The organism is Mesorhizobium sp. WSM4823 (genome assembly GCF_055811195.1).
In genome coordinates this window covers 84,593-109,082 of sequence record NZ_JBVVQL010000001.1, presented here as the reverse complement: position 1 = coordinate 109,082, position 24,490 = coordinate 84,593, and the positions used below count along the sequence as shown (strand labels likewise).

General features: G+C 63.1%; 17 protein-coding genes. 7 read left to right on the top strand and 10 right to left on the bottom strand.

All coding sequences use genetic code 11. The features are described 5' to 3' along the window. Positions 1–42: 42 nt before the first annotated feature. The 5 genes from AC0L26_RS00440 to AC0L26_RS00420 all read left to right on the top strand — a co-directional run bounded on the left by AC0L26_RS00440 (position 43) and on the right by AC0L26_RS00420 (position 5,862). Positions 43–843, top strand: a complete 801-nt coding sequence (locus tag AC0L26_RS00440) for an ABC transporter permease (protein ID WP_473630764.1) — start codon at positions 43–45, stop codon at positions 841–843. Further along, positions 840–1,598 (top strand): ABC transporter ATP-binding protein, encoded by a 759-nt coding sequence (locus AC0L26_RS00435; RefSeq protein ID WP_473630763.1) that lies wholly within the window; start codon positions 840–842, stop codon positions 1,596–1,598. Before AC0L26_RS00440 ends, AC0L26_RS00435 begins: the two co-directional genes overlap by 4 nt. After that, positions 1,595–2,608, top strand: a complete 1,014-nt coding sequence (locus tag AC0L26_RS00430) for an ABC transporter substrate-binding protein (protein WP_473631503.1) — start codon at positions 1,595–1,597, stop codon at positions 2,606–2,608. The genes AC0L26_RS00435 and AC0L26_RS00430 overlap by 4 nt, the downstream gene beginning before the upstream one ends. Further along, on the top strand, positions 2,605–3,936 hold the full coding sequence (locus tag AC0L26_RS00425; RefSeq protein ID WP_473630762.1) for an LLM class flavin-dependent oxidoreductase: 1,332 nt from the start codon (positions 2,605–2,607) through the stop codon (positions 3,934–3,936). Before AC0L26_RS00430 ends, AC0L26_RS00425 begins: the two co-directional genes overlap by 4 nt. A gap of 216 nt (positions 3,937–4,152) precedes the next feature. After that, a complete protein-coding gene (locus AC0L26_RS00420) occupies positions 4,153–5,862 on the top strand; it encodes an ABC transporter ATP-binding protein (RefSeq protein WP_473630761.1) in 1,710 nt (569 codons plus the stop codon). Here the strand turns inward: AC0L26_RS00420 and AC0L26_RS00415 are convergent. Next, on the bottom strand, positions 5,832–6,929 hold the full coding sequence (locus AC0L26_RS00415; protein WP_473630760.1) for an AI-2E family transporter: 1,098 nt from the start codon (positions 6,927–6,929) through the stop codon (positions 5,832–5,834). The two genes, AC0L26_RS00420 and AC0L26_RS00415, sit on opposite strands and share 31 nt — an antisense overlap. A gap of 580 nt (positions 6,930–7,509) precedes the next feature. On the opposite strand from AC0L26_RS00415, the gene AC0L26_RS00410 reads away from it, so the two are divergent. Further along, positions 7,510–8,376: a hypothetical protein gene (locus AC0L26_RS00410; protein WP_473630759.1), complete on the top strand. Its 867-nt coding sequence runs from the start codon at positions 7,510–7,512 to the stop codon at positions 8,374–8,376. A gap of 51 nt (positions 8,377–8,427) precedes the next feature. Here the strand turns inward: AC0L26_RS00410 and amaB are convergent, their stop codons facing one another. The 8 genes from amaB to AC0L26_RS00370 all read right to left on the bottom strand — a co-directional run bounded on the left by amaB (position 8,428) and on the right by AC0L26_RS00370 (position 21,115). Next, the gene (gene amaB / locus AC0L26_RS00405; protein WP_473630758.1) at positions 8,428–9,939 is read right to left on the bottom strand and encodes an L-piperidine-6-carboxylate dehydrogenase; all 1,512 of its coding nucleotides are present in this window, start codon (positions 9,937–9,939) and stop codon (positions 8,428–8,430) included. 172 nt (positions 9,940–10,111) lie between these two features. After that, on the bottom strand, positions 10,112–11,386 hold the full coding sequence (locus AC0L26_RS00400) for an RNA polymerase sigma factor (RefSeq protein ID WP_473630757.1): 1,275 nt from the start codon (positions 11,384–11,386) through the stop codon (positions 10,112–10,114). Continuing rightward, positions 11,383–11,757, bottom strand: coding sequence for a YciI family protein (locus tag AC0L26_RS00395; RefSeq protein WP_473630756.1), 375 nt, complete (start codon positions 11,755–11,757; stop codon positions 11,383–11,385). The genes AC0L26_RS00400 and AC0L26_RS00395 overlap by 4 nt, the downstream gene beginning before the upstream one ends. A gap of 106 nt (positions 11,758–11,863) precedes the next feature. Continuing rightward, the gene (locus tag AC0L26_RS00390) at positions 11,864–12,970 is read right to left on the bottom strand and encodes a DNA topoisomerase IB (RefSeq protein WP_473630755.1); all 1,107 of its coding nucleotides are present in this window, start codon (positions 12,968–12,970) and stop codon (positions 11,864–11,866) included. Positions 12,971–13,121: 151 nt separating this feature from the next. Continuing rightward, entirely contained in the window at positions 13,122–14,006 is an 885-nt protein-coding gene (locus AC0L26_RS00385) for a transglutaminase family protein (protein ID WP_473631502.1), read from the bottom strand. Positions 14,007–14,008: 2 nt separating this feature from the next. Continuing rightward, positions 14,009–16,420, bottom strand: coding sequence for a circularly permuted type 2 ATP-grasp protein (locus AC0L26_RS00380; protein WP_473630754.1), 2,412 nt, complete (start codon positions 16,418–16,420; stop codon positions 14,009–14,011). 6 nt (positions 16,421–16,426) lie between these two features. After that, complete coding sequence (locus AC0L26_RS00375) at positions 16,427–19,804, bottom strand: transglutaminase family protein (protein WP_473630753.1); 3,378 nt, start codon at positions 19,802–19,804, stop codon at positions 16,427–16,429. A gap of 120 nt (positions 19,805–19,924) precedes the next feature. Beyond that, the gene (locus AC0L26_RS00370; RefSeq protein WP_473630752.1) at positions 19,925–21,115 is read right to left on the bottom strand and encodes an acyl-CoA dehydrogenase; all 1,191 of its coding nucleotides are present in this window, start codon (positions 21,113–21,115) and stop codon (positions 19,925–19,927) included. Positions 21,116–21,219: 104 nt separating this feature from the next. Here AC0L26_RS00370 and AC0L26_RS00365 point away from each other — a divergent pair, with 104 nt between their 5' ends. Continuing rightward, positions 21,220–22,116, top strand: a complete 897-nt coding sequence (locus AC0L26_RS00365) for a LysR family transcriptional regulator (RefSeq protein WP_473630751.1) — start codon at positions 21,220–21,222, stop codon at positions 22,114–22,116. Here AC0L26_RS00365 and AC0L26_RS00360 read toward each other — a convergent pair whose 3' ends face one another. Beyond that, positions 22,117–24,429, bottom strand: a complete 2,313-nt coding sequence (locus AC0L26_RS00360; RefSeq protein WP_473630750.1) for a Tex family protein — start codon at positions 24,427–24,429, stop codon at positions 22,117–22,119. Positions 24,430–24,490: the final 61 nt, after the last annotated feature.

The window sequence follows — 24,490 nt, the reverse complement described above, 5'->3', positions numbered from 1 at the left end:
ACAGCCCGACCCCGCGCTGATATCTCGCGCCGGAGGTCCCGCATGTCCCAGCCCTTCCGCGCCGCACCGCGAATCGCGGTCTTGTTCGCCAAGATTGGACCGGCCTTGCTGTCGGTCGGCATGCTGGTCTTGGCTTGGGAGCTCTATGCGCGTATCTCGGGCATCTCGCCCACCACTTTGCCGACACCCTCACGTGTCCTCGCCCAGGTCATCCAGCAGCGCCAGGCGCTATTCGACAACACCATACCGACGATCAGCGCCACATTGGCAGGTTTTGCCTGCTCGCTGGCCGTTGCCTTCATCCTTTCGGTGCTGATCGACTTCTTCAAGCTGCTGCGCCGCGCCCTGTTCCCGGTGTTCATCATCAGCCAGACCCTGCCGCTGGTGGCGATCGCCCCGCTGGTCGTTCTCTGGTTCGGCTTCGGGCTGGCACCGAAGATCATGCTGGTCGCGCTCGTGACTTTCTTCCCCATGCTGGTCGCGCTGGTGCAGGGTTATGAATCGACCGATCGGGATATCTCGGCGCTTCTAAGTTCGATGGGCGCTTCGCGCATGCGCATTTTCCTGCTGGCCCGCCTGCCCTCCTCGCTGCCCTATTTCTTTGCCGGACTGCGCATCTCGATCACCTATGCAGTGGTGGGCGCCATCTTCGCGGAATATGCCGGTGCGGCCAAAGGGCTCGGCATCTACATGCTCAACGCCAAGAACAATTTCCGGCCCGATCTCGTGCTCGCGGCTGTGCTGGTCAGCGCCTTGCTCACGCTGGCCCTGTTTGCCGCGACTGTGCTGATCCAGCGCGCCGCCATGCCATGGGAGCGGCTCGATACCGCACGAAAACCATGAGCAGGCGGCTGGAGCTGCGCCAAGTCAGCAAGAGTCTTGGCGATGTCGACGTGCTTGCCGGCATCACCCTGCATGTCGAGGCGGGCGAATTCGTTTCAATCCTCGGGCCCTCCGGAGCTGGTAAATCCACGATCTTCAGGTTGCTGACGGGCGATCTCGACGGCTACGGCGGCGAGGTCGACTTCGACGGCCGGCCACTGGCCGAAGCGCGACGACCATTTGCCTTCATGCCGCAGCGCGATGCCCTGATGCCTTGGCGCACGGTTATCGACAACACCGCGCTCGGTCTTGAAGTGCAGGGCATGTCCCGCAAGGCGGCCCGCAGCAAAGTAGCACCGCTCTTCGGAGAATTCGGCCTTGCGGGCTTCGAGCATAAGTATCCCGCACAGCTCTCGGGCGGAATGCGCCAACGCGCCGCGCTGCTGCGCACCGTCGTGCAGGACCGCGCCATGCTGTTGCTCGACGAACCGTTCGGCGCACTCGATGCCCTCACGCGCACCGGCATGCAGCGCTGGCTTCAGACGATGTGGGACCGGCACCGCTGGACCGTCCTGCTGATCACCCACGATGTCCGCGAGGCAGTCTTCCTGTCCGACCGCATCTATGTGCTGAGCCGCCGCCCTGCCCGCGTGCTGCGCGAAATCGCCATACCTCTTCCGCACCCGCGCAAGGATCTTGCCTCGCCGGAAGCCAGCGCCATCGAAGCCGACATCCTCGACACTCTTCTCGATCAACAGCCCGCCCAAAGGACATAACCATGCTTTCCAGACGCCTCTTCATTGCTGCCGCGTTGATCGTCGGGCTCGGACCCGTCACGTCCGTCTGCGCCCAGCAGACTGTCACCGTCGCGCTAGATTGGACGCCGAACACGAATCATGTCGGGCTCTATGTCGCCCAGGCGAAAGGCTTTTACGCCGAGGCCGGGCTCGACGTGCAGATCCTGCCCTACACCGACACAGCGGCCGGTACGCTGATCGCCAACCGCGTGGCCGATTTCGGTATACTGGGATCCATAGGATTGTTCACCCAACGCACGGCCGGCGCCGACCTCGTCGCCACCTACGCCATCATGCAGACAGAAACCGGCAGGCTGGTGTTCAATGCCGACCGCGCCGATATACGCTCCCCCAAGGACCTGGACGGCCTGACCTATGGCGGTTTCGGCAGCGCCTGGGAGAATGCGCTGATCGGCAACGTCATCCGCCATGATGGCGGCGACGGCAAATTCGAGACAGTGACGCTGGGCACCTCCGCCTATGAGGCCCTGGCCAATGGCGCAGTCGATTTTACCCTCGAAGTCTATACTTGGGAGGGGATCAAGGCGGAACTTGAGGGCAAGGCCCAGCGCGCCTTCCGCTACGCGGATTTCGGCGTGCCCGACCAACACACCAATTTCATTGGCTCGAGCCGAGCCTACCTCGAGAAGAACAAGGACACGGCATCCGCGTTCATCGCCGCGACCAGGCGCGGCTATGCCTTCGCCGTCGAACATCCGCAAGAAGCGGCTGAGATGCTGATCGCAGCAAACAGCGACATGCTGACCGACCGTCCATTGATCGAGTCATCACTGAAGGCGCTGGTCGACGGCCACTATCTGCAAAGCCCCACTGGCGCGATCGGCACGATCGATCCCGCAAAGATGGAGGCTATTGGCGACTACCTGTTCAAGGCGGGAATCCTGCGCGACGGCGATGGAAACCCGGTCGGCGAACGACCCGATTTCGCAGCCTATTACAGCAACGCCTACCTGGCCGACGAGAAATGAGCCTGCCGCGGCGCATGCATCTCAATGCCGTGATTTTTGGCCTCGGCAGTCACGAGGCCGGTTGGCGCATGCCCGAAAGCGACCCGCTTGCCTCGACCAGCCTCGATTATTGGCTCGATATCGCCCGCCGCGCCGAGGCTGCCGGCTTCGACGCCCTGTTCCTCGGCGACGTGCTGGCCTTGCAGAGCGGCGCTGATCGGCATCTTTCCGACGCCATGGATCCGCTGGTCATCCTGTCGGCGCTCGCAGCCGTCACCAGCCGGATCGGGCTGATCGGAACTGCATCGACCAGCTTCGATCACCCGTTCCACCTGGCTCGGCGCTTCGCCTCTCTCGACCACATCAGCAAAGGCCGTGCGGGCTGGAACATCGTCACCTCGTCCAACGTGCTCGAGGCCCGTAATTTCGGACTGGACGCCATGCCGGAGCATGACCAACGCTATGCCCGCGCAACCGACGTCGTCGACGCAGCCATAGCGCTCTGGGAAAGTTGGGCTCCCGATGCGAGAAAGCCGGACAAGGCCGCTGGGCGATACTTCGATCCTGACAAGGTGCGGTCGGTCGATCACGCCGGTCCGTTCGTGCGCACCGCTGGCCCGCTCAACGTGCCGCGATCGCCTCAAGGTCGGCCGATCCTGGCACAGGCCGGCTCGTCGGAAGCAGGCCGTGCCTTCGCCGCTCGTTACGCTGACATCGTGTTCACCGTTCAGGCGACGCTGGCGGAAGCGCAGGATTTCTATCGCGACATCAAATCACGAGCAGCCGCCGCCGGGCGCGATCCGGATACGATCCTTGTCTTTCCGGGGATCGTGTCAATCGTCGCTCATACCAGGCAAGCAGCCGAAGAGCGGCTGGCAGAGCTGAACGGCTCTACAGTCACCGATCACGTACTTGCCAAGCTCGGCGAATTCCTCGGCGAGGATTTAACCAATGCCGATCTCGATGCGCCGCTACCGCCCCCGTTGAACACACGGCCGAACCAGTCCAGCCAGAGCCGGGTCGGCGTGCTGGTCGAAATCGCAAGGCGGGACAGGCTGACGCTGGGACAATTGCTCATGCGCCTCGCAGCCGGCCGCGGTCATCTGCTCGCCGTCGGAAATGGCCGCGATATAGCCGACACGATGCAGCAATGGTTCGAGGGCGGAGCGGCCGACGGTTTCAACGTCATGGCGCCCGCCATGCCCGGTGACCTACAAAGCTTCATCGACGATGTGATGCCTTTGCTGGAGCGTTCGGATATTTTCGACGGTGGCCGCACCCTTCGCGAGCGATACGGTCTTCCAAGTCTTCAGGCCCAGAATCCAGATCCAATCCTGTTCGTCCGGTGAGAGCGCCGTAAGCCGTCAGGCACTGCTTTGCCTGCGCGAACAGGTCATCACCGTCGACCGTCACATCGATTCTCCTGCACAATCCGGTTCGGTCGATGCGCCGGTGTCGTCCGCTTGCAGCGTTATGTGCCGCCGTTTTTGAGAATGCCGGAATTGACACCCTCGCATAGCCATGCTCCTGGCAGCTCAGACCTTCGAACCAGAAAAGCGGTTCCAATGCTTCTTAGATTTTTCTCCTACTACCGCCCCTGGAAGGGTCTGTTCATCCTGGATTTCTGCTGCGCGGTTCTGTCTGGCATGCTGGAACTCGGGTTTCCGATGGCGGTCAAGGTGTTCGTCGACGAACTGCTGCCGACCCAGCAGTGGCTGCTGATCCTTGCTGCGTCGGCTGGCCTGCTTGCCATCTATGTGTTGAACACCGGGCTGATGGCGGTCGTGGTTTACTGGGGTCATATGCTCGGCATCAACATCGAGACCGAGATGCGCCGGAAGAGCTTCGATCACCTGCAGAAGCTCTCGTTCCGCTTCTATGACAACCACAAGACCGGCCACCTCATCGCCCGCGTCACCAAGGACCTGGAGGAAATCGGCGAGGTCGCCCATCATGGTCCCGAAGACCTGTTCATCGCGATCATGACCTTCCTCGGCGCCTTCGCACTGATGTTCCTGGTCAATCCGCAGCTCGCATTGATCACAGCGGCAATTGTGCCGCTGGTCGCCTGGGTGACAAGCCGCTATGGCGCGCGTATGACGCGCAACTGGCAGGCGCTTTACGGGCGGGTCGGCGATTTCAATGTTCGCATCGAGGAGAATGTCGGCGGCATGCGGGTGGTGCAGGCTTTCGCCAATGAGGACCACGAGCGCAATCTTTTCGCGCGTGACAACGCCAGCTACCGCAAGACCAAACTCGATGCCTATCGCATCATGGCTGCCAGCACGTCGCTGAGCTATATGAGCATGCGGTTGATCCAGCTGGTGGTAATGATCGCCGGAAGCTATCTCGTGCTGCGTGGCGAACTTTCCAGCGGCGGCTTCGTTGGCTTCCTGCTCCTGGTCAATGTGTTCTTCCGGCCGATCGACAAGATCAATTCGGTGATCGAAACCTATCCGAAAGGCATCGCCGGTTTCCGCCGCTATACGGCTCTCCTCGACACTGAGCCCGACATCGCGGATCGGCCTGGCGCTGTTGATGCACCGACGCTCCGAGGTGACATCAGCTACCGCGATGTCACCTTCGGCTATAGCGGCGAACGGCCGGTTTTGAACAACATCAATCTTGACATAACAGCAGGAGAGGCCATCGCCTTCGTCGGGCCGTCCGGGGCCGGCAAGACGACTTTGTGCTCGCTGCTGCCGCGTTTTTACGAAGTCGACAGCGGCGCCATCACAATCGACGGTTTGGATATCCGCGACATAACGCTGGCCTCGTTGCGCGGCCAGATCGGTATCGTGCAGCAGGACGTGTTCCTGTTTGGCGGCACAATCCGCGAGAACATCGCCTATGGCCGGCTGGACGCGGTCGAGAGCGAGATCGTCGAGGCCGCGCGCCGCGCGCGCCTCCACGAACTTATCACTTCCCTGCCGGAAGGCCTCGATACGATCATTGGCGAGCGTGGCGTAAAACTGTCAGGCGGTCAGAAGCAGCGCCTGGCAATCGCGCGTATGTTCCTGAAGAACCCAACTATCCTTATCCTGGACGAGGCGACGTCGGCACTCGACACGCAGACCGAGCGGGAGATCCAGCAGTCGCTGGCAGAGCTTGCGCAGGGCCGAACAACACTGGTGATCGCGCATCGGCTGGCGACGATCCGCAACGCCGATCGTATCGTCGTGGTCGCCGAAACGGGCATCGTCGAACAAGGTCCGCATGATGAGCTGGTCGCGCGCGGCGGTGCCTACTCACGACTGGGCGCGGCTCCGGACTGATGTGATGACTTCGTGTCGCGCTTTGACGCCGGTTCCGCCTCGGGTTTGTCGTTCAATCGCTTCTTGAGGATGTCAATGAGGCTAATGGTGACAGCTATCACCGCAGGGCCAAGTACGAGCCCGGATGCTCCAAAAAGGACGATGCCACCGACGGCGCCGATAAAGGCCACCACTGTGTGGAGCCGCAGGCGGCTCCCGACAAGCATCGGATAGAGCAGATTGTCGATGCCGGCGACGATGACGCCACCCCAGATCGTCAGTATCGCCGCGCTCACCCAAGCCCCTTCCAGGGCGAGATAGATCGCTGCCGGCACCCAGATCACGAATGCGCCGAGCACTGGCACGATGGCAAGAAGTCCCATTACCAGGCCCCAGAAGACCGGAGTGGGCAGGCCCAGCCACCAGAACATCAGGCCGCCCAGCGTTCCCTGCACGGCGGCGACAAGCACGGTGCCAATCAGGATCGCATGCACCGTCTCTGCAAGGCGGGACAGTATATATGCCGTCTCCGCTGCACGCAGCGGCGAGAGACCCTCGATTCCCCGTAGCACGGGTTCGCGGTCCCGCAGAAAATAGAACAGCAGATAGAACGTCAGCGCGAACATCACGGCCTGATTGATCGAGCCGCGCAACAGCGATGTGCTTTGTCCCGTCAGCCATTGTACAAACGCGGCGACCGTGCCGGCCGGATCGAGTTGGTTCTCGACCCACTGGGCAACGGCCGATAGCCTGGGATAGCCCGACAGGAAGGCATCCGTGTTCCAACCCCGGATAACTCCCTCCATGTAGGTAGCGCCGTTTACCGCCTCGCCAACAAGCTGCTGTGCAATGAAGATGAGCGGCAGGCCGACCGCCACAGCCGCGACGCTCACCGATATCAGCGCGGCCAGGTTTTTATTCCTGAGCCTTTGCTCGACCCGCCGATGAGCCGGGTACAAGATAATCGCCAACACCAGCGCCCAGGTCAATGCGGGCAAAAACGGCAACGCCAAGAGATAGCAGACATACAAACCAATCGCCGTCGCTGCCACGATGCCGAGCAATCTCATTTGTTTTATATCGGGCATCTTTTCCGGTCAGGCCTCTCTCGCCGTCTCGCAAACTAAGAGAGCCTAGTGGATTTCCTGATGAAATGGCAGCTAACCGTTGCCGACCCCTACGCCTAGGCCGCTATCGAGCGTGGCAAAATTGGTTATGCGGTTGGGCGTCCGTGCGCTGGTCAGCTCCGCGGCCTGCTTGGCCGTGGATGCTCTGACCACGGCGGTTCTACAGCTCGCTCGCCGTCGCGCAGCTTCACAGGGCGATAGAAAAAAGGCCGGACTGTTAAAGTCCGGCCAAGCATGAAGGTTCAAAACCTCCAGAGGGGAACGCGCCGGACGCAATGGGAGGAAAACATCCGACGCGATACCTATATGGGTCGGCGCAAGTGACGTTTCAACGACATGTGGTGGGCCACATCAACCACTCCATAGAGCCACACGCGCCAATTCTATCGTCATGGCCCTCGTTTCAGTTTTAGCGTGACAGCCATAATGGTTGGCAACTTTTTGCGCGATATGGCAGTTATCCGCCAGCCTCTGGACATGGCCGTGAAGGCTGAAGGCGTTGGTGTTTCGCCATTGGAAGGCTTGATGGGGTTCGGCGAGGGTGGCGCTAAACTTGGAATACATCGCCGGCCGTCCGGCATTGCATCGCTTTGTCCGAGCTCAATCGCAGGCACTGCTTCAGGCCTATGAATTGAACCCGCGGCTGGCTTCCGTATTCGCCACGCAGCAGCGCTGGCTGATGGCCCACATCGGTCTTGCTTTGCACTTCAGGCTGCACGCAAATGACCACCGTACGGGGCTGACGGCCGCCCGTTTCATCGACATGATAGGACGGCATTCGGTGGCCAGCCGCAACACCGCCGATGCCTTCATCAAGGAGATGTTGCACTATAAATTCGTCCAGCATCTGCCGAGCAGGGACGGGCGTAGCCGCCCCTTGTTGCCGACAGTGACCACGCAGGAAGCCGTGGCTGGTTGGGTCATGGCCCATCTTGCGACGCTGGACAGTCTCGACGGCGGAAGTCGACTGACTACATTCGCCGCGAGGCCGGACGGGCTTGCCCAATTGCAGCCATTGGTGGCGGATGGCCTGCTTTCGTCCCACGCCGTGCGCGAGCCGAAACATACCTTTTCCTTGTTCACCTGGCTTAACAATGGTGGCGTCGTCATGGATTGGCTCATATCCGGCGTCGATCCCGACCATGCCGGCCTCGATCGAATTCCGACCGGCATCGTCTCGATCGGAGACTTCGCAAACTGGCTCAAGCTTTCCCGGACCCATCTTTCACGCAAATTGCGCGACGCCGAAAATCTCTGCAGCATCGGCTGGCTGGGTCAGCGAGGCCATTCGGTCATGTGGGTGTCGAACCATTTCTATCAGGAATACATGACCGCCCAGGCCGTGAAGCTCGCGATCATCGATGCGGCCTTCCAGAATTGCTTTCGCACTCCAGAAGCCCCTGAATAGAGAGCAGCATGGCGATCGTGGCGGCCATTGCGACCACCACGATCGGCGTTCTCAGTCGATGTCGAAGGACACGCCTTGGGCGAGCGGCAGCGCCTTCGAATAGTTCACCGTGTTTGTGGCGCGCCGCATGTAAGCCTTCCAGGCATCGGAGCCCGACTCACGGCCGCCGCCGGTTTCCTTCTCGCCACCAAAGGCGCCGCCGATCTCGGCCCCCGAGGTGCCGATGTTGACGTTGGCGATACCGCAGTCGGACCCGTCGACGCCGAGGAAGCGCTCGGATTCCTGCAGGTCACGGGTGAAGATCGACGACGACAGGCCCGCTCCGACCGCGTTGTGCTCGTCGAGCACGGCGTCGAAATCCGAGTACTTCATCACATAGAGGATCGGCGCGAAGGTCTCTTCCGTCACCGGCGAGACTTGGCTTTGCATTTCGACCAATGCAGGGTGCACATAATAGGCGTCGGGATGGCCGTTCTCGACTCGCGTGCCGCCGGTCACCTTGCCGCCGTGCGAGGTCGCCTCTTGCAACGCCTTCTGCATATTGTCGAAGGCAGCCTTGTCGATCAACGGTCCGACCAGCGCTGATGTCTCGAGCGGATTGCCGACCGAGACGCTTTCATAGGCCTTCTTCAGGCGCGGAACCAAGGCATCATAGATGCTCTCATGCACGAACAGGCGCCGCAGCGTCGTGCAGCGCTGGCCGGCCGTGCCCATGGCACCGAAGGCGATGGCGCGCAAGGCCATGTCGAGATCTGCCGTCGGGCAGACGATGCCGGCATTGTTGCCGCCGAGTTCCAGCACGGCGCGGGCAAATCGCTTCGCCAGCCGCGGACCGACATCCCTGCCCATGCGGGTCGAGCCGGTGGCCGAAACCAGCGGCACCTTCGGATGGTCGACGAGGACCTCGCCGACGGCGCGGTCGCCGATCAACACCGACGTCAACCCTTCCGGAGCATCGCCGAAACGCTTTGCCGCGCGCCTGAAGATTGCCTCGCAGGCGAGCGCCGTCAGCGGCGTCTTTTCCGATGGCTTCCACACCACCGCGTCGCCGCAGACCAGCGCCAGTGCTGCGTTCCACGACCACACCGCCACCGGGAAATTGAAGGCCGAGATGACGCCGACGACGCCCAGCGGATGCCAGGTTTCCATCATGCGGTGACCGGGACGCTCGGTGGCGATGGTCAGGCCGTACAATTGCCGGGAGAGGCCAACGGCGAAATCGCAGATGTCGATCATCTCCTGCACTTCGCCGAGCCCTTCGGACGGGATTTTGCCGACTTCGATCGACACCAGCCGGCCAAGTTCGGCCTTGTGTGCGCGCAATTCCTCGCCGAGCAGCCGTACCAGTTCGCCGCGTTTCGGCCCCGGCACCAGACGCCACGCCTGGAAGGCTGTGTGGGCCTTGTCAATGGTCTTCGCTGCATCGGTCGGCGAGATCGTCTTCAGCGCCGCGATCTGTTCGCCGGTCACCGGGCTGCGCACGATAAGATCGCCGCCCGAAAGCGCGTCCCCGGCGACGCCCAGTTTCTCCAGAAGCCCGGCCGTTTCCTTCGCAATCGTCATTTTTGTCCCTTTCAGATCCCGTCACCATGATATGGCGTCGGTCAAACCATGCGCCACGTCTGCCCGCGCCTACGGCACCTCAGGCATTGTCATGGCGTGGCATTACTCGTTTCGGGAAAAAATCGCCACCCCGGCATGGTCTAAGCCGAAGTCGGACCGTTGAACCAGTCGTTTAGTGCGCTGTCTGCGCGGTTCCCCGCGCGGCGCCTTCCTTCATCAACCGGTCGATATGCATGCGGATATGGGCGGCCTCGGCGGCCGTGTTGGCAAGCGCGATGGCGCGGTCGAAGGCGACGCGCGCCTCCTCGCCGCGACCAAGCTGCATCAGCAGGCCGCCCTTGAGGCCGAAAAAATGGAAATAGCCGGAAAGCCTTTGCTCCAGCGGCTCGATCATGGCAAGCGCCGCTTCCGGCCCGCGCACCTTGGCGACTGCAACCGCGCGATTGAGCGTCACCACCGGTGACGGCTGCATCTGTTCGAGCAGGCTGTAGAGCAGGTCGATCTCGGTCCAGTCCGTATCCTCGGGTTTTGCCGCCCGCGCATGCAGGGCGGCGATCGCCGCCTGCACCTGGTAGGGACCAGGCTTCTGGTGGCGCAATGCCTTGTCGACCAGCGCCAGCCCCTCGTCGATCATCTTGCGGCTCCACAGGCTGCGATCCTGGTCCTCGAGCAGCACGATCTCGCCGTTCTCGTCGAAACGCGCCGGCGCACGCGCATGCTGGAGAAGCAAGAGCGCCGTCAGACCCATGATCTCCGGCTCGGTCTGGAACAGCCTGAGCAGCAGCCGGGCCAGCCGGATCGCCTCTTCGCAGAGCGGCGCGCGGGCCGGCGCCTCGCCACTGTTGGTCGAATAGCCTTCGTTGAAGATCAGATAGACCATGGCGGCGACCGCGGCGAGCCGTTCGGAGCGTTCGACCGCACCTGGTGTCTCGAATGGCACGCCGGCGTCGGCGATGCGCGCCTTGGCACGGGTGATGCGCTGCTCCATGGCGCTTTCACCGACGAGAAAGGCGCGAGCGATCTGCTTGACGCTCAGGCCGGAGACGATGCGCAATGCCACGGCGATCTGCTGCGTCGCCGGCAGATCGGGATGGCAGCAGATGAACAGCAGCCGCAATATGTCGTCGCGGTAATGCGCGCCGTCCAGCCGCTCGGCGATATCGGTCTCGGCATCTTCAAGATCGGAGATCTGGTCCTCTTCCGGCAGCGGCGCCTGCTTGGCACGCTTGCGCACCGCGTCGATGCCGCTGTTGCGGCCAACGAAGATCAGCCAGGCTGCCGGATCGCGCGGCGGGCCGTTTGTCGGCCAGTTCTTCAGGGCTCGCAGGCAAGCGTCCTGGAAGGCTTCCTCCGCCGCATCGAGATCGCGGAAGTAGCGCAGCAGCGCGCCCATCGCCTGGGGGCGGGCGGTGCTGATCGCCGTGCTGATCCAGGTAAGGTCGGTCATGCGGAAACCTTGGCAGGATTGAAGAGCGAAACCGGCCGTATCTCGTATGAGCCGCCGCTCGGGTTGACGTCGGAGAGTTCGCGCGCAAAGTCGACGGCCTCGTCGAGATCTGCGCATTCGAGCGTGTAGAAGCCGAGGAACTGTTCCTTGGTTTCGGCAAATGGTCCATCGATGACGACCGCTTCGCCCTTGACCTTTCTCAGCGTTGTCGCAGCGGTTGTCGGCAGCAGCCGCGCTACCGGGCCGAGCCGGCCCGCCTGAGCGTATTTTTCCTGCACACCCAGGAGTTTTTCCATAACAGCGTCATCTTGCTCCTTGCTCCAGGAGCAGACGACGTCTTCGGAGGCATAGCACAGGATCGCGTAGAGCATGGGTCGTCCTTTTTCTCTGTCAAAGGACGAAACACTAGGACCTATTCCGACATCACGTCGACAAAAAATTACGTCCTGCACGGATGCCGCGGCTGCTCCGTTCGGTTCAGCTCTCCTGCGCCTTCAGCCATCTGAGTACGAGGGCCTCTTCGTCATCGAGGCCGGGTATCGATCGTTTCCGCCTGTTCGCATCCGCTATTTCGCTGAGCAGCCGTCCTTCGGACCAGGCATCGAAAACTTGCGGATGGATGTAGCATTTGCGGCAGATGGCGCGGGTGTTGCCCAGCCGCTCGGCGACCTTGTCGATGACGCCGTTCATCACCCGCTTCTGTTGTGCCCGGCTTTCGGGTCGTTCGGTTTGCGCAAACAATGACGCAGCATGGATGGTGCCGCCCCAGGTTCGGAAATGCTTGGAACTGAAATCGATCCCTGCTGTCTCCCTGATATAGCGGTTGACGTCGTCGGAGCGGATCGGCCGCCTGCTTCCGTCCTCGTCGAGATATTGAAACAGCTTCTGGCCCGGCAGGTCCTGCGCCCCGCGCACGATCCCGGCGATCCGGCGATCGACGAGCTTCAGCTTCCATTCCTTGCCGGACTTGCCTTTGAAAGCGAAACGCAGGCTCGAGCCATTGATGTCGACATGGCGGTCGCGCAGCGTGGTCAGCCCAAAGCTGTTATTGTCGCGAGCGTAGGCGGCATTGCCGACGCGGATCATCGTGTTGTCGAGCAGCCAGACCACAGCGGCGACGACCCGCTCCAGCGGCAGGCCGTGACGGCGAAGATCGGCATCGATTTGGCGTCGCAGCTCAGGCAGGCTTTCTGCAAAGGCAACCAGGCTCGAATATTTGACGCCGTCACGCTCCTCCGCCCACAGCGTATGGTAGCGATATTGCTTGCGTCCGCGCTGGTCACGGCCTGTCGCCTGGATGTGACCGTCAGCATTCGGCGAGATCCACACATCCGTCCACGCCGGCGGAATGGCGAGCCGCTTGATGCGGGCCATAGTGTCCTCGTCGACGCCCTGCCCGCCAGGTCCTTTGTATGAAAATCCCCTGCCAGCCCTCAGACGACGAATACCGGGCTCGGTATCAGTGATGTAGGTAAGCGAGGCTCGATCGGCAGAGGCCTGCGACCCGTTTTTCGGCGCCCCGTTCTTTGGTAAGACCTTCCCGGCAGCCAATCGGCCGGACGGCGACCCGGATTTGTCCAGCATGTTCTCTCCACGAGGAAATTTTCCCGTAGATAAGCGCCGGACCCGCCGCTGGTTCCGCGAAGGCTTTCAGAATGATGCCGGGCTCACCGCGTGCGCGTTCGACGAGCCGTCTTCTGCCTACATTCGGCGCCTATAAATCGATTGCTGGCCGTCATGCCTTTTCCAGCGCGACCGGAATGACGTCGACTGCCTGCTCGCCGACCTGCCCGCCGGTCGTCTTCAGCACGCCGACGATCGGTGCTACATCGGAATAGTCACGACCGTGGCCGACGGTGATGTGGTCGTTGCTTGCCCGCATGCCGTTGGTCGGATCGAATTCCTGCCATCCGGTATCGCGCCCGCACCACACCTTGACCCAGGCATGCATGGCATCGGCCCCTTCCAGCCGCGGTTTTCCGCGCGGCGGAATGGTACGCAGGAACCCGCTGACATAGCCGGCGGGGATGCCTAGGCCGCGCAGGCCGGCGATCATGATGTGCGAAAAATCCTGGCAGACGCCCCGCCTCAGGATGAAAGCGTCGCTCGCTCTGGTCCGAACAGTGGTCGCCTTGCCGTCATAGGTGAAATCGCGATGAATGCGGTTGCACAAGTCCATGGCCGTGCCGACTGTCGAACTGCCGGCACTGCCGCGCGCATAGGCGGAGATAGCGGCGTCAACACCTGCATGGTCGCTGTCGGACAGAAAGTGATGCGGTGTATCAGGCGACAACGACCGCACCGCGTCGAGCTCCTTCCTCAGCCGGTGAATGTCGGGCGATACGTCAAGCCCAGGCTCCGGCCGCGAGACCGCGACGCGCGCGCTCATCTTGATGTCGAGCCCATCATGGGCATCGCGAAAGGCAATCGACGTGACGCTGTTGCCAAAGAAATCGGAAAAATCCGAACGTTCGCTCGGCGCCGGCGCGAAGGACAGCGAAGCGGCGATCACGCGCTGCACGCCTGGTAGCGTCGGCGGCAGCACGCGCACCTGATGGCGGCCGCCGCCGGCTGCCGCATCGTAGTCGTAACTGAGATGAAGCCTGATGTCGTAGAGCATGCTCACCCGAAATAGGCCTTGGCGAGGCTGTTGTAGAGGCCGCCGATCTCGTTGGCGAGATCGTCGAGCGCCTTCGCCGTCATGTCGGAGGGTTCCTTGATGGCGATCGCAGTGTTGAGCTGCAGGATTTCCTTTGCCGCGGGCGACATATGTCCCTCGCCGCCAACCAAAGGCAACAGTGCGATTTCGGCCTTCAGCCTTTCGAGCTGGAACAGGATTGAGCGCGGATTGAGCGGATCGAGCACCAGGAGATCGATCACCGTGCGCCGGCCGGCCTGCACCGAATACTGCCGCCGGTGGGTCATGACGCTGTCGCCGATCTCCAGCATCATGTCGAGCGCGCCGTCCGGCGCCGCAGCCCCGGTCAACCGGGCGAGCGTGCGGGCGATCTGGATGCCACGTTCCAGCCGCCGACCGATCTCCAGGAAGCGCCAGCCGGTGAAGCGGTACATATTCTCATGCAGCAGCCCCGAAAACCCGGCGAGCTTGCGCAGGATGACCGTCATCGCCCGCGTCGCGTCGTCGCCCGGCGCCACTGTCGCCGCGAATTGATGAACGGTCTTCGACAGATCCTTCAGCGCCAGCCAGCCATCGGGCGAGAAGCGGTCTCGGATCTGTCCGGCGCTGTAGACGGCGCTGTCCAGCGTGCCGATCAGCCCCGGCGGCATCGCCGCCGCGACGTCGATACCGAAGGGTTCGAGATAGTCCCTGACATCGGCAAGCAAGGGCATGTCCGGATCGGAAGTTTCCGCCAGCCGAACGTGATAGGCGCGCAGGATGCGCACGGTGTCTTCGGATCGCTCGATATAGCGGCCGAGCCATGTCAGGTTTTCGGCCGCGCGGCTAGGCAGGCTGCCCGGCAAGGTGCGGGTGAAGCTGTCATGCTCCTGCGGCAGCAGCGTCTCGCGCTCCACCGGTCTGTCGCTGACCACCCACACATCCGCTGCCTGGCCGCCGCGCTGCATGGCGATTGCCGTCGGGTCGAGTGAAAAGCCGACACGGGCAAAACCACCAGGCATCACCGTCCAGCCTTCCGGCGTTCGCGCCAGATAGACGCGCAGGCTTGCCGGCCGCGGCTCCAGCCAGCCGCCGACATAGACCGGCGTGGTCGAAAGCGTCACCGCTTCCTGTCCGACGAAGTCGCCGCCGTCTCGTTCGATCCGGGCTATCAGTTCGGCCCGCTCCCCTGCAACCAGCGCCGAGCCCAGCTTGGTGCAATCGTCATCCTCGAAGGCAAGCCGCGTCGACAGCGCCGGACCGATCACCATGCGGTCGAGGTTAGCCAGCACATGGTCACGGTCCGTGCCCCGCCCGCACCACCATGTCGCGACGCTCGGCAGCAGAAGTTCCTCGTTGCGCAATTCGCGCGAAATCTTCGGCAAGAAGGCGGACATCGCCCGCGTTTCCATTAGCCCGGAGCCAAGTGCATTGACGGCCGAAACGGCTCCCTGGCGGATCGCTTCGACCAGCCCTGGTGTGCCGATCTGCGACTCCGGCCTGAGCTCGAGCGGGTCGGCGAAGGCGGCGTCGAGCCGTCGCCAGAGCACGCTGACGGGCATCAACCCCGAAACGGTGCGCACCATGAGCCGGCCGCCGGAGACGGCCAGGTCCTCGCCTTCAAGCAGCATGATGCCGAGATAGCGCGCGATATAGGCGTGTTCGTAATAGGTTTCGTTGAGCGGTCCGGGCGTCAGGATGGCGACGCGGCCGTCATTCTCCTTCGCCATGCCGATCAGCGCGTCGCGAAAGCGGCGGAAGAAGCCGGCCAGACGATGGACGTGCATCTCGCCATAGATGTCGGACAGCGCACGCGTGGTGGCGACGCGGTTTTCCAGCGCGAAGCCGGCACCCGACGGCGCCTGCGTGCGGTCACCCAGCACCCACCAGCGGCCGTCCGGTCCACGGCCGAGCTCGAAAGCGCAGAAATGCAGGAAATGGCCGCTGGCCGGTCTGGTGCCGACGACCGGCCGCAAATATTCCGGGCTGGCCGCGATCAGCCCGGCCGGCAGGATGCCTTTCTCGACCAGACGGTTCGGCCCGTAGATATCGGCGATCGTCTCCTCGAACAGCTCGGCCCGCTGAACCAGGCCGGCACTGATCGCGGCCCATTCCTGCTCCTCGATCAGCAGCGGCACATGCGCCAGCGGCCATTCGCGCTCATTGGCGCCGGCCTTGTCGTAGACGCGGTAGTAGACGCCGGCATCGCGCAGATACTGGTCGGCGCGGGCGAAGCGCTGGGCGAGCTTTTCAGGCCCAAGTTCTTCCAGTGCCTCAATGAAGTCCTTCCAGACTGGACGGGGATTGCCCGAGGCATCGACCATCTCGTCGACGATGCCGTCGATCGGCTGGTAGTGCTCCAGCAGACTATGAGTTTGCGGCTTGCCGCGAACTTGTTTTTGATTCCCCTTTGCCATCACTGATCAGAATCTTGCGGGCCGCCTGAGGTCAAGGGTCATAGGGAAATCTTCAGAGGGTTGTTCGTCGCGCAGCACGTAGCCGGACGGCGTATGCCCGCGCGGCTCGAAACGCGCAAGCCGTCGCGCCTCCGCTTCGTTGCCGTTGACCGGAAAGGTGTCGTAACTGCGCCCACCGGGATGCGCGACATGGTAGACGCAGCCGCCGATCGCCCGGCCCGACCACCGATCATAGATGTCGAAGACCAGCGGCGTGTTGACCGGCAGCGCTGGATGCAGGCCCGATGCCGGCTGCCAGGCCTTGAAGCGGACGCCCGCCACCGCGATCTCTCTGGTGTCGGTCACCTTCATCGGCACGATGCGGCCGTTGCAGACGACGGCGTGACGCTCCGGGTTGAGCCCTTCGGTCTTCACCTGCAGCCGCTCGACCGAGGAATCGACAAAGCGCACGGTGCCGCCGATGGCGCCCTGCTCGCCCATGACATGCCACGGCTCCAGCGCTTGCCGCAACTCCAGCTTGATGCCGGCATGCTGGACCTCGCCGCAGAACGGGAAGCGGAATTCGAGCTGCGCGTCGAACCATCCGGGACGGAATTCAAAGCCGTTCAGTTTGAGGTCGTCCAGCACGTCGAGAAAATCAGCCCAGACATAGTGCGGCAGCATGAACCGGTCATGCAGCGACGTACCCCAGCGCACGAAGCGGCCATCGAGCGGGTTCTTCCAGGCGCGCGCAATTATGGCGCGCACCAGCAATTGCTGCGCCAGGCTCATGCGTGCATTGGGCGGCATCTCAAAGCCGCGGAATTCGACTAGCCCCAGCCGGCCGGTCGGTCCGTCCGGCGAAAACAGCTTGTCGATGCAGATTTCCGAACGGTGGGTGTTCCCCGTTACGTCGGTCAGAAGATTACGAAACAGCCGGTCGACCAGCCACGGCAACGGCGCGCTGCCGCTGTCCGGATGTGGCACCTGCGCCATCGCGATCTCGAGTTCGTAGAGCGAATCGTGGCGCGCCTCGTCGAAGCGCGGCGCCTGGCTGGTCGGGCCGATGAACAGGCCCGAGAACAGATAGGACAGCGACGGACGGCGCTGCCATTGCAGCACAAGGCTCTTCAGCAGATCGGGGCGGCGCAGGAACGGGCTGTCGTTGGGCGTCGCGCCGCCGACGACGACATGATTGCCGCCGCCGGTGCCGGTGTGGCGGCCGTCGATCATGAATTTGTCGGCGCCAAGCCGTGTTTGCCGCGCTTCTTCGTAGATCGCTGTGGTCGTCGCCACGCAGTCCAGCCAGTTCGCAGCCGGATGGATGTTCACCTCAATGACGCCGGGATCCGGAGCCACCCTGATGACGTTGAGGCGGGGATCGTGCGGCGGCCCGTAGCCTTCGATATGCACCGGCAGGCCGATAGCCTTTGCCGCGTTCTCCGCCGCAGCGACCAGTTCGAGATAGTCTTCCAGCGCCTCGACTGGCGGCATGAACACGCACAGTCGTCCGTCGCGCGGCTCGACCGACAGCGCGGTGCGCACCGCGCCGCCGATCTCGGTTATTTTCTGTTCGACACGATCCTGCTGGCCGGTCACGGCGGTGAAGGAAGCCGGCTGCTGGCGCCGTGCCATTTCGTCCGCGCCTTCAAGTTCGGCCGGAGCAGGCCCTGGCACAGCAGCAGCTCCCGACAAGATCGCCTCGCGCGCCGGCAATGGTCCACGCGGCAGCGATGGGTCGACCGGCGCGATATAGGGAAACTGCGCCGGCGGCACATGGGGCAGCGTACCGAGCGGCAGGCGGTAGCCGACCGGCGAATCGCCCGGCACCAGGAACAGCCTGCCGCGCCGCGTCTTCCATTTCTCCGAACGCCAGCGCGGTCCGGACGCCTGGCTGTTCCAGCGCTGGACAGGCAGTACATAGCCCGACGGCTTGGTCAGGCCGCGCTCGAACACCCGCGCCATGCGGCTGCGCTCCTCGGGGTCCTCCAGCTTCGAATTCGACGGATCGACATTCTCCGGCAGCTTGCCTTCCTTGAGCAGCCACTCGGCCGGGTCCTCATAGGCTTCGCTGACCATGGTCTGGTCGATGCCGAGTTCATCGGCAATTGCCGCGAGCAGGCTTTCAGCCTGCTTCGGTCCAACATCTGCTTCACTGTTTTCTCGTGCGATCAGCGATGGGTCGCTCCACACCGGCTCGCCGTCGGTACGCCAGTAGAGCGAGAACGTCCAGCGCGGCAAGCTCTCGCCCGGATACCACTTGCCCTGACCATAATGCAGGAAGCCGCCCGGCGCGAAACGCTCACGCAACCGGCGGATCAGCGCATCGGCCTTTTCGCGCTTTGTCGGTCCGACGGCTGCGGTATTCCATTCCTCCGCCTCGAAATCGTCGATCGACACGAAGGTCGGCTCGCCACCCATGGTCAGCCTGACATCGCCGGCTTCGAGCGCGGCATCGACCTGATTGCCCAACGCGTCAAGCGCCTGCCAGCTTTCATCCGAGAATGGCTTGGTGATGCGCGGGTGCTCGGCGATGCGATCGACCCGCATGTCGAAGCCGAACTCGACATTGGCGAAGCTTGCCATGCCGGAAATCGGTGCTGCATTGCGGAAATGCGGCGTCGCCGCCAGCGGCACATGGCTTTCGCCGGTGAGCAGGCCGGAAGTCGGGTCGAAGCCGATCCAGCCGGCGCCGGGAAGATAGACCTCGCACCAGGCATGCAGATCGGTGAAGTCGACAGCGGTCCCCGGCGGCCCATCGAGCGCAACGAGATCGGGCTTGAGCTGGATCAGATAGCCCGAGACGAAGCGCGCGGCGAGGCCGAGGTTCCTCAGGATCTGCACCAGCAGCCAGCTCGTATCGCGGCACGAACCGTTCTTGGCAGCAAGCGTCTCCTCCGGCGAAAAGACGCCGGTTTCCATGCGCACGATATAGGCGATCTCGCGCTGCAGGCGCGCATTGAGATCGACGACGAAATTGACGGTATTGGTTGGGTGGCGATCGATGGTTTGCAGGAACGTCGCCAGCAGCGGTCCAGCCGGTTCCGGCGTCCGGTAGATGGCGAGATCGGCGCTGATCTCTTCCGGATATTCGAAGGGAAACGTTTCGGCCGACGGCTCGACGAAGAAATCGAACGGATTATAGACCGTCATGTCGGCGACGAGGTCGACCTCGATCTTCAGTTCGCTCACCGGCTCCGGAAACACGAAGCGGGCGAGGAAATTGCCATAGGGATCCTGCTGCAGATTGACGAAATGGTTCGCCGGCTCGACCTTCAGCGAATGGCTCAAAACTTTGGTGCGGGAATGCGGCGCCGGCTGCAGCCTGATGATCTGAGGGCCAAGGACGACCGGCCGGTCATATTTGTAATGGGTCAGGTGGTATACGGCTGCCAGAATTGCCATGGGACCCCGAAAGTCGGCGTTTCAAACGAATTCGCCGAACCCTGACACATCTGGCGGGCATTCTCCAAGCAGATGTTGCGGTGCACCTAATTTAAGCAGTGTCGAACGGTCCGACGTCGCCTAGAAAAACGCCTGCAAGCCGGTCTGCGCCCGCCCGAGGATAAGCGCATGCACGTCATGCGTACCCTCGTAGGTATTCACAGTCTCCAGGTTCTGCGCGTGGCGCATCACATGATAACCGATCTGGATGCCATTGCCGCCATGCATGTCGCGAGCCTGGCGGGCAATGTCGAGCGCCTTGCCGCAATTGTTGCGCTTGACGATCGAGATCATCTCCGGCGCCATCTTGCCTTCATCCATCAGCCGCCCGACGCGTAAGCTGCCCTGTAGGCCAAGCGCGATCTCGGTCTGCATGTCGGCTAGCTTCTTCTGGAACAGCTGCGTGCCGGCCAGCGGCTTGCCGAACTGCTTGCGATCGAGGCCATATTGGCGAGCTCGGTGCCAGCAATCTTCCGCCGCGCCCATCGCACCCCAGGAGATGCCGTAGCGCGCGCGGTTGAGGCAACCGAACGGCCCCTTCAAGCCTGACACATTGGGCAGCAGCGCGTCTTCGCCGACCTCGACGCCTTCCATCACCACTTCGCCGGTGATCGATGCTCGCAGCGACAGCTTGCCGCCGATCTTCGGCGCCGACAGGCCCTTCATGCCCTTTTCCAGCACGAAGCCGCGGATCTCATTGTCATGTGCAGCCGACTTCGCCCAGACGACGAACACGTCTGCGATCGGCGCGTTGGAAATCCACATCTTCGAGCCGGAAATCTTATAGCCGTTCGCGGTCTTCTCGGCGCGCGTCTTCATGCCGCCCGGGTCGGAACCGGCATCCGGCTCGGTCAGGCCGAAGCAGCCGATCCATTCGCCGCTGGCGAGCTTCGGCAGATATTTCTTGCGCTGAGCTTCCGAGCCATAGGCATGGATCGGATACATCACCAGCGACGACTGCACGCTCATCATCGAGCGATACCCGGAATCGATGCGCTCGACTTCGCGCGCCACCAACCCGTAAGTGACGTAGTTGGCGCCGAGCCCGCCATATTCCTCCGGAATGGTGATGCCGAGCAGCCCGGCCTCGCCCATCTCGCGAAAGATCCCGGCGTCGGTCTTTTCCTCGAGATAGGCTTCCTCGATCCTGGGAGCGAGCTTGTCGGCGGCAAACGCCGCCGCACCATCGCGCACCATGCGCTCGTCCTCGGAAAGCTGGTCCTCGATCAGGAAAGGATCGTTCCAGACGAAAGCGTTCTTCTCGGCGGCCATGTCTCTCGGTCCCTACAAATCTTGAAGTGCCCGGCTTATCGGCCGCCGTCTCAAAAAAATCAAACGAAATTGCGTCGCCAATCAATGAGCGTTAGTAATGGATCATGAGTGTCCAGCGCCGCCTCTTACCTGGTATTAGCGCCCTTGCCGCCTTCGAGGCCGTGGCCCGGCTGGGCAGCTTTACCGCCGCCGCGCAGGAGCTCGATCTGACCCAGGGCGCCGTGAGCCGGCAGATCAGGCTCTTGGAAGACCAATTCGGCCGCCGGCTGTTCGAACGCGACAGCCGTAATGTCCGGCTGTCGACGGCAGGCGAGATTTATGCCGAAGCAGTGCGCGCCGCCCTTGGCCAGTTGCGTGACGCTGCACTCGGATTGATGAGTAATCGGCATATTGGCATCTTGAACCTGGCCATACTGCCAACCTTCGGCACGCGCTGGCTGATGCCGCTGATCCCAGATTTCGTCGAAAACAACCCTGATATCACGATCAACTTCGTCACTCGCATCGGCCGCTTCGACTTCACCCGCGAGAGGCTCGACGCGGCGATCCATTACGGCCTGCCAGACTGGCCGGATGCCGACTCGACACTGCTGGTCCGCGAGACTGTGGCGCCGGTGGTCTCGCCCGAATTTCTGGCCGGCCGCGCCATTGCCACGCCGGCCGATATCGGCCGCTTGCCGCTGCTGCATATGGCGACCCGCCCCGGCGCCTGGACCGAATGGTTCGAGCATCAGGGCCTGAGCGCGCCGACCGGACCGGGCATGCAGTTCGAACAATTCGGCACCGCCGCCCAGGCCTGCATGGCCGGGCTCGGCGTGGCGCTATTGCCGCAGATCCTGATCGCAGGCGAGCTACAGCGCGGCCAGCTCGTGCCGGCTCCGGGCCGGCCGATGCAGAGCCGCAGCGCCTACTATCTCGTCGTGCCGCACGACAAGCGTGGCCATCCGCCGGTCGCCAGTTTTCGCGACTGGCTGCTGGGCCATGTACTGCCGGAGAAGTAGTTATTTCCGCTTCAACGCATCCGCCAACGCGGCGCCGAATGCACCCTGCCCTGCCGGGCGCTCCGGCTGACGCTGCGGCGCCGGCGCGCGCGGCACCGGTCTGCTGCCATTGTCGCGCGGTTTCGGTGTACCGCCGTCACCATCCCTACGCATCGACAGGCCGATGCGCTTGCGCTTGATGTCGACCTCGACGACACGCACCTTGACCACATCGCCGGCTTTCACCACCTCATGCGCGTCCTTGACGAAACGGTCGGCCAGTTGTGAGACATGCACCAATCCGTCCTGGTGTACGCCGATGTCGACGAAGGCGCCGAACGCGGCGACATTGGTGACGGTGCCTTCCAGCAGCATCCCCGGCTTCAAATCCTTGATGTCGTCGACGCCATCAGCGAAGGTCGCGGTCTTGAAACCGGGCCGCGGATCGCGGCCGGGCTTTTCCAGCTCCGCCAGGATATCGCGCACAGTCGGCAGGCCGAACCGCTCGTCGACGAAGACACGCGGATCGAGCGCCTTCAGTGCCGCACTGTCGCCCATCAGCGAGCGGAGGTCCCGCCCACAGGCGGCGACGATCTTCTTGGCCACACCATAGGCTTCCGGATGCACGGCCGAGGCATCGAGCGGTTCGCTGCCGTTCGGGATGCGCAGGAAGCCGGCACATTGCTCGAACGCGCGCGGTCCGAGCCGAGCCACCTTCAGCAGGTCTCGACGGCTGGAGAAGGGGCCGGTCGCATCGCGATGCGCAATGATCGCCTCGGCCAGCGATGCGCCAAGGCCCGAAACCCGCGCCAGCAGCGGCGCCGAGGCGGTGTTGAGGTCGACGCCGACGGCATTGACCGCGTCCTCGACCACCGCTTCCAGCGAACGGCCGAGCCGGTATTGATCGACGTCATGCTGATACTGGCCGACGCCGATCGACTTCGGTTCGATCTTGACCAGTTCGGCCAGCGGATCCTGCAGCCGCCGCGCGATCGACACCGCGCCTCGCAGCGACACGTCGAGGCCGGGAAACTCGGCCGCCGCGGTCGCTGAAGCCGAATAGACCGAGGCGCCCGCCTCGCTGACGATCACCTTGAGCGGCTTCGGCCCGGATTCGGCCGGCATGTCGGCCAGCATGTCAGCGACCAGCCTTTCGGTTTCGCGGCTGCCGGTACCGTTGCCGATCGAAATCAGCTCGACCTTGTGCAGACGGATGAGCTTCGCCAGTTCGGCCTGCGTGCCACGCACATCGTTCCTTGGTGGAAACGGGTAGACCGTCGTCGTCGCCAACAGCTTGCCGGTGCCGTCCACCACGGCCACCTTGACGCCGGTGCGGATGCCGGGATCGAGTCCCATCGTGGCCCGCGAGCCGGCCGGGGCAGCGAGCAGCAAATCCTTCAGATTGCGGGCGAAGACGTGGATCGCCTCCTCCTCCGCCCGCTCGCGCAGATCGCGCATCAAATCGAGTGTCAGGTGCAGCGACAGCTTTATGCGCCAGGTCCAGCTCGCCACCTCCATCAACCAGCGGTCTCCCGGCAACTGGCGGCCGATTGCGTAGGCGTCGGCAATCATCCGTTCGACCGGCTTCACCGGCGACGCATCGTCGGCATCGACTTCGATGTCGAGCGACAGCACCTCTTCGTTGCGGCCGCGCAGCATCGCCAGCGCGCGATGGCTCGGCACGTTGGCCCAGCGCTCGACATGGTCGAAATAGTCCGAGAATTTCGCGCCGGCCTCCTGCTTGCCGTCGACGACGCGTGACCGCATGAAGGCACGTTCCTTCATGTATGTCCGCAGTCTGCCGACCAGGTCGGCATTCTCGGCGAACTGTTCTGACAGGATGTCGCGCGCGCCTTCAAGCGCCGCCTTGGTATAGGCCACCTCGCCGCCGACATAGGCCAACGCCAGTTCGCCGGGCACAGCCGCGCGGTCGGCAAGGATGGCCTCGGCCAGAGGTCCCAGGCCACGCTCTCGCGCGATCTCCGCCTTGGTCCGACGCTTCGGCTTATAGGGCAGATAGATGTCTTCGAGTTCCGCCTTGGTGGCGGCCGCCGCGATCTTGGTTTCGAGCTCTTCGGTCAGCTTACCCTGTTCACGGATCGAACCGAGGATGGTGTCGCGGCGTGCATCGAGTTCACGCAGATAGGCGAGCCGCTCGGCAAGCAGGCGCAACTGTGTGTCGTCCAGACCGTCGGTGACCTCCTTGCGATAGCGCGCAACAAACGGCACTGTCGCGCCTTCGTCCAGCAACCCGATCGCGGCCGCGGCCTGTTCGGGCCGGGCGGCGATCTCGGCTGCTATGATTACTGAGATGCGCTTGATGTCGGATGCCATATCGTTCCTGTTGTCCTTATCGAAAAGAGCGGCGACCATAGGCGCAGGGCGTCGCTCCGCC

Excerpts from the sequence above, each read along its gene's own strand:
- AC0L26_RS00440 (WP_473630764.1), top strand. The coding sequence starts at position 43 with ATGTCCCAGCCCTTCCGCGCCGCACCGCGAATCGCGGTCTTGTTCGCC.
- AC0L26_RS00435 (WP_473630763.1), top strand. The coding sequence starts at position 840 with ATGAGCAGGCGGCTGGAGCTGCGCCAAGTCAGCAAGAGTCTTGGCGAT.
- AC0L26_RS00425 (WP_473630762.1), top strand. The coding sequence starts at position 2,605 with ATGAGCCTGCCGCGGCGCATGCATCTCAATGCCGTGATTTTTGGCCTC.
- AC0L26_RS00420 (WP_473630761.1), top strand. The coding sequence starts at position 4,153 with ATGCTTCTTAGATTTTTCTCCTACTACCGCCCCTGGAAGGGTCTGTTC.
- AC0L26_RS00415 (WP_473630760.1), bottom strand. The coding sequence starts at position 6,929 with ATGCCCGATATAAAACAAATGAGATTGCTCGGCATCGTGGCAGCGACG.
- amaB (WP_473630758.1), bottom strand. The coding sequence starts at position 9,939 with ATGACGATTGCGAAGGAAACGGCCGGGCTTCTGGAGAAACTGGGCGTC.
- AC0L26_RS00400 (WP_473630757.1), bottom strand. The coding sequence starts at position 11,386 with ATGACCGACCTTACCTGGATCAGCACGGCGATCAGCACCGCCCGCCCC.
- AC0L26_RS00395 (WP_473630756.1), bottom strand. The coding sequence starts at position 11,757 with ATGCTCTACGCGATCCTGTGCTATGCCTCCGAAGACGTCGTCTGCTCC.
- AC0L26_RS00390 (WP_473630755.1), bottom strand. The coding sequence starts at position 12,970 with ATGCTGGACAAATCCGGGTCGCCGTCCGGCCGATTGGCTGCCGGGAAG.
- AC0L26_RS00385 (WP_473631502.1), bottom strand. The coding sequence starts at position 14,006 with ATGCTCTACGACATCAGGCTTCATCTCAGTTACGACTACGATGCGGCA.
- AC0L26_RS00380 (WP_473630754.1), bottom strand. The coding sequence starts at position 16,420 with ATGGCAAAGGGGAATCAAAAACAAGTTCGCGGCAAGCCGCAAACTCAT.
- AC0L26_RS00375 (WP_473630753.1), bottom strand. The coding sequence starts at position 19,804 with ATGGCAATTCTGGCAGCCGTATACCACCTGACCCATTACAAATATGAC.
- AC0L26_RS00370 (WP_473630752.1), bottom strand. The coding sequence starts at position 21,115 with ATGGCCGCCGAGAAGAACGCTTTCGTCTGGAACGATCCTTTCCTGATC.
- AC0L26_RS00365 (WP_473630751.1), top strand. The coding sequence starts at position 21,220 with ATGAGTGTCCAGCGCCGCCTCTTACCTGGTATTAGCGCCCTTGCCGCC.
- AC0L26_RS00360 (WP_473630750.1), bottom strand. The coding sequence starts at position 24,429 with ATGGCATCCGACATCAAGCGCATCTCAGTAATCATAGCAGCCGAGATC.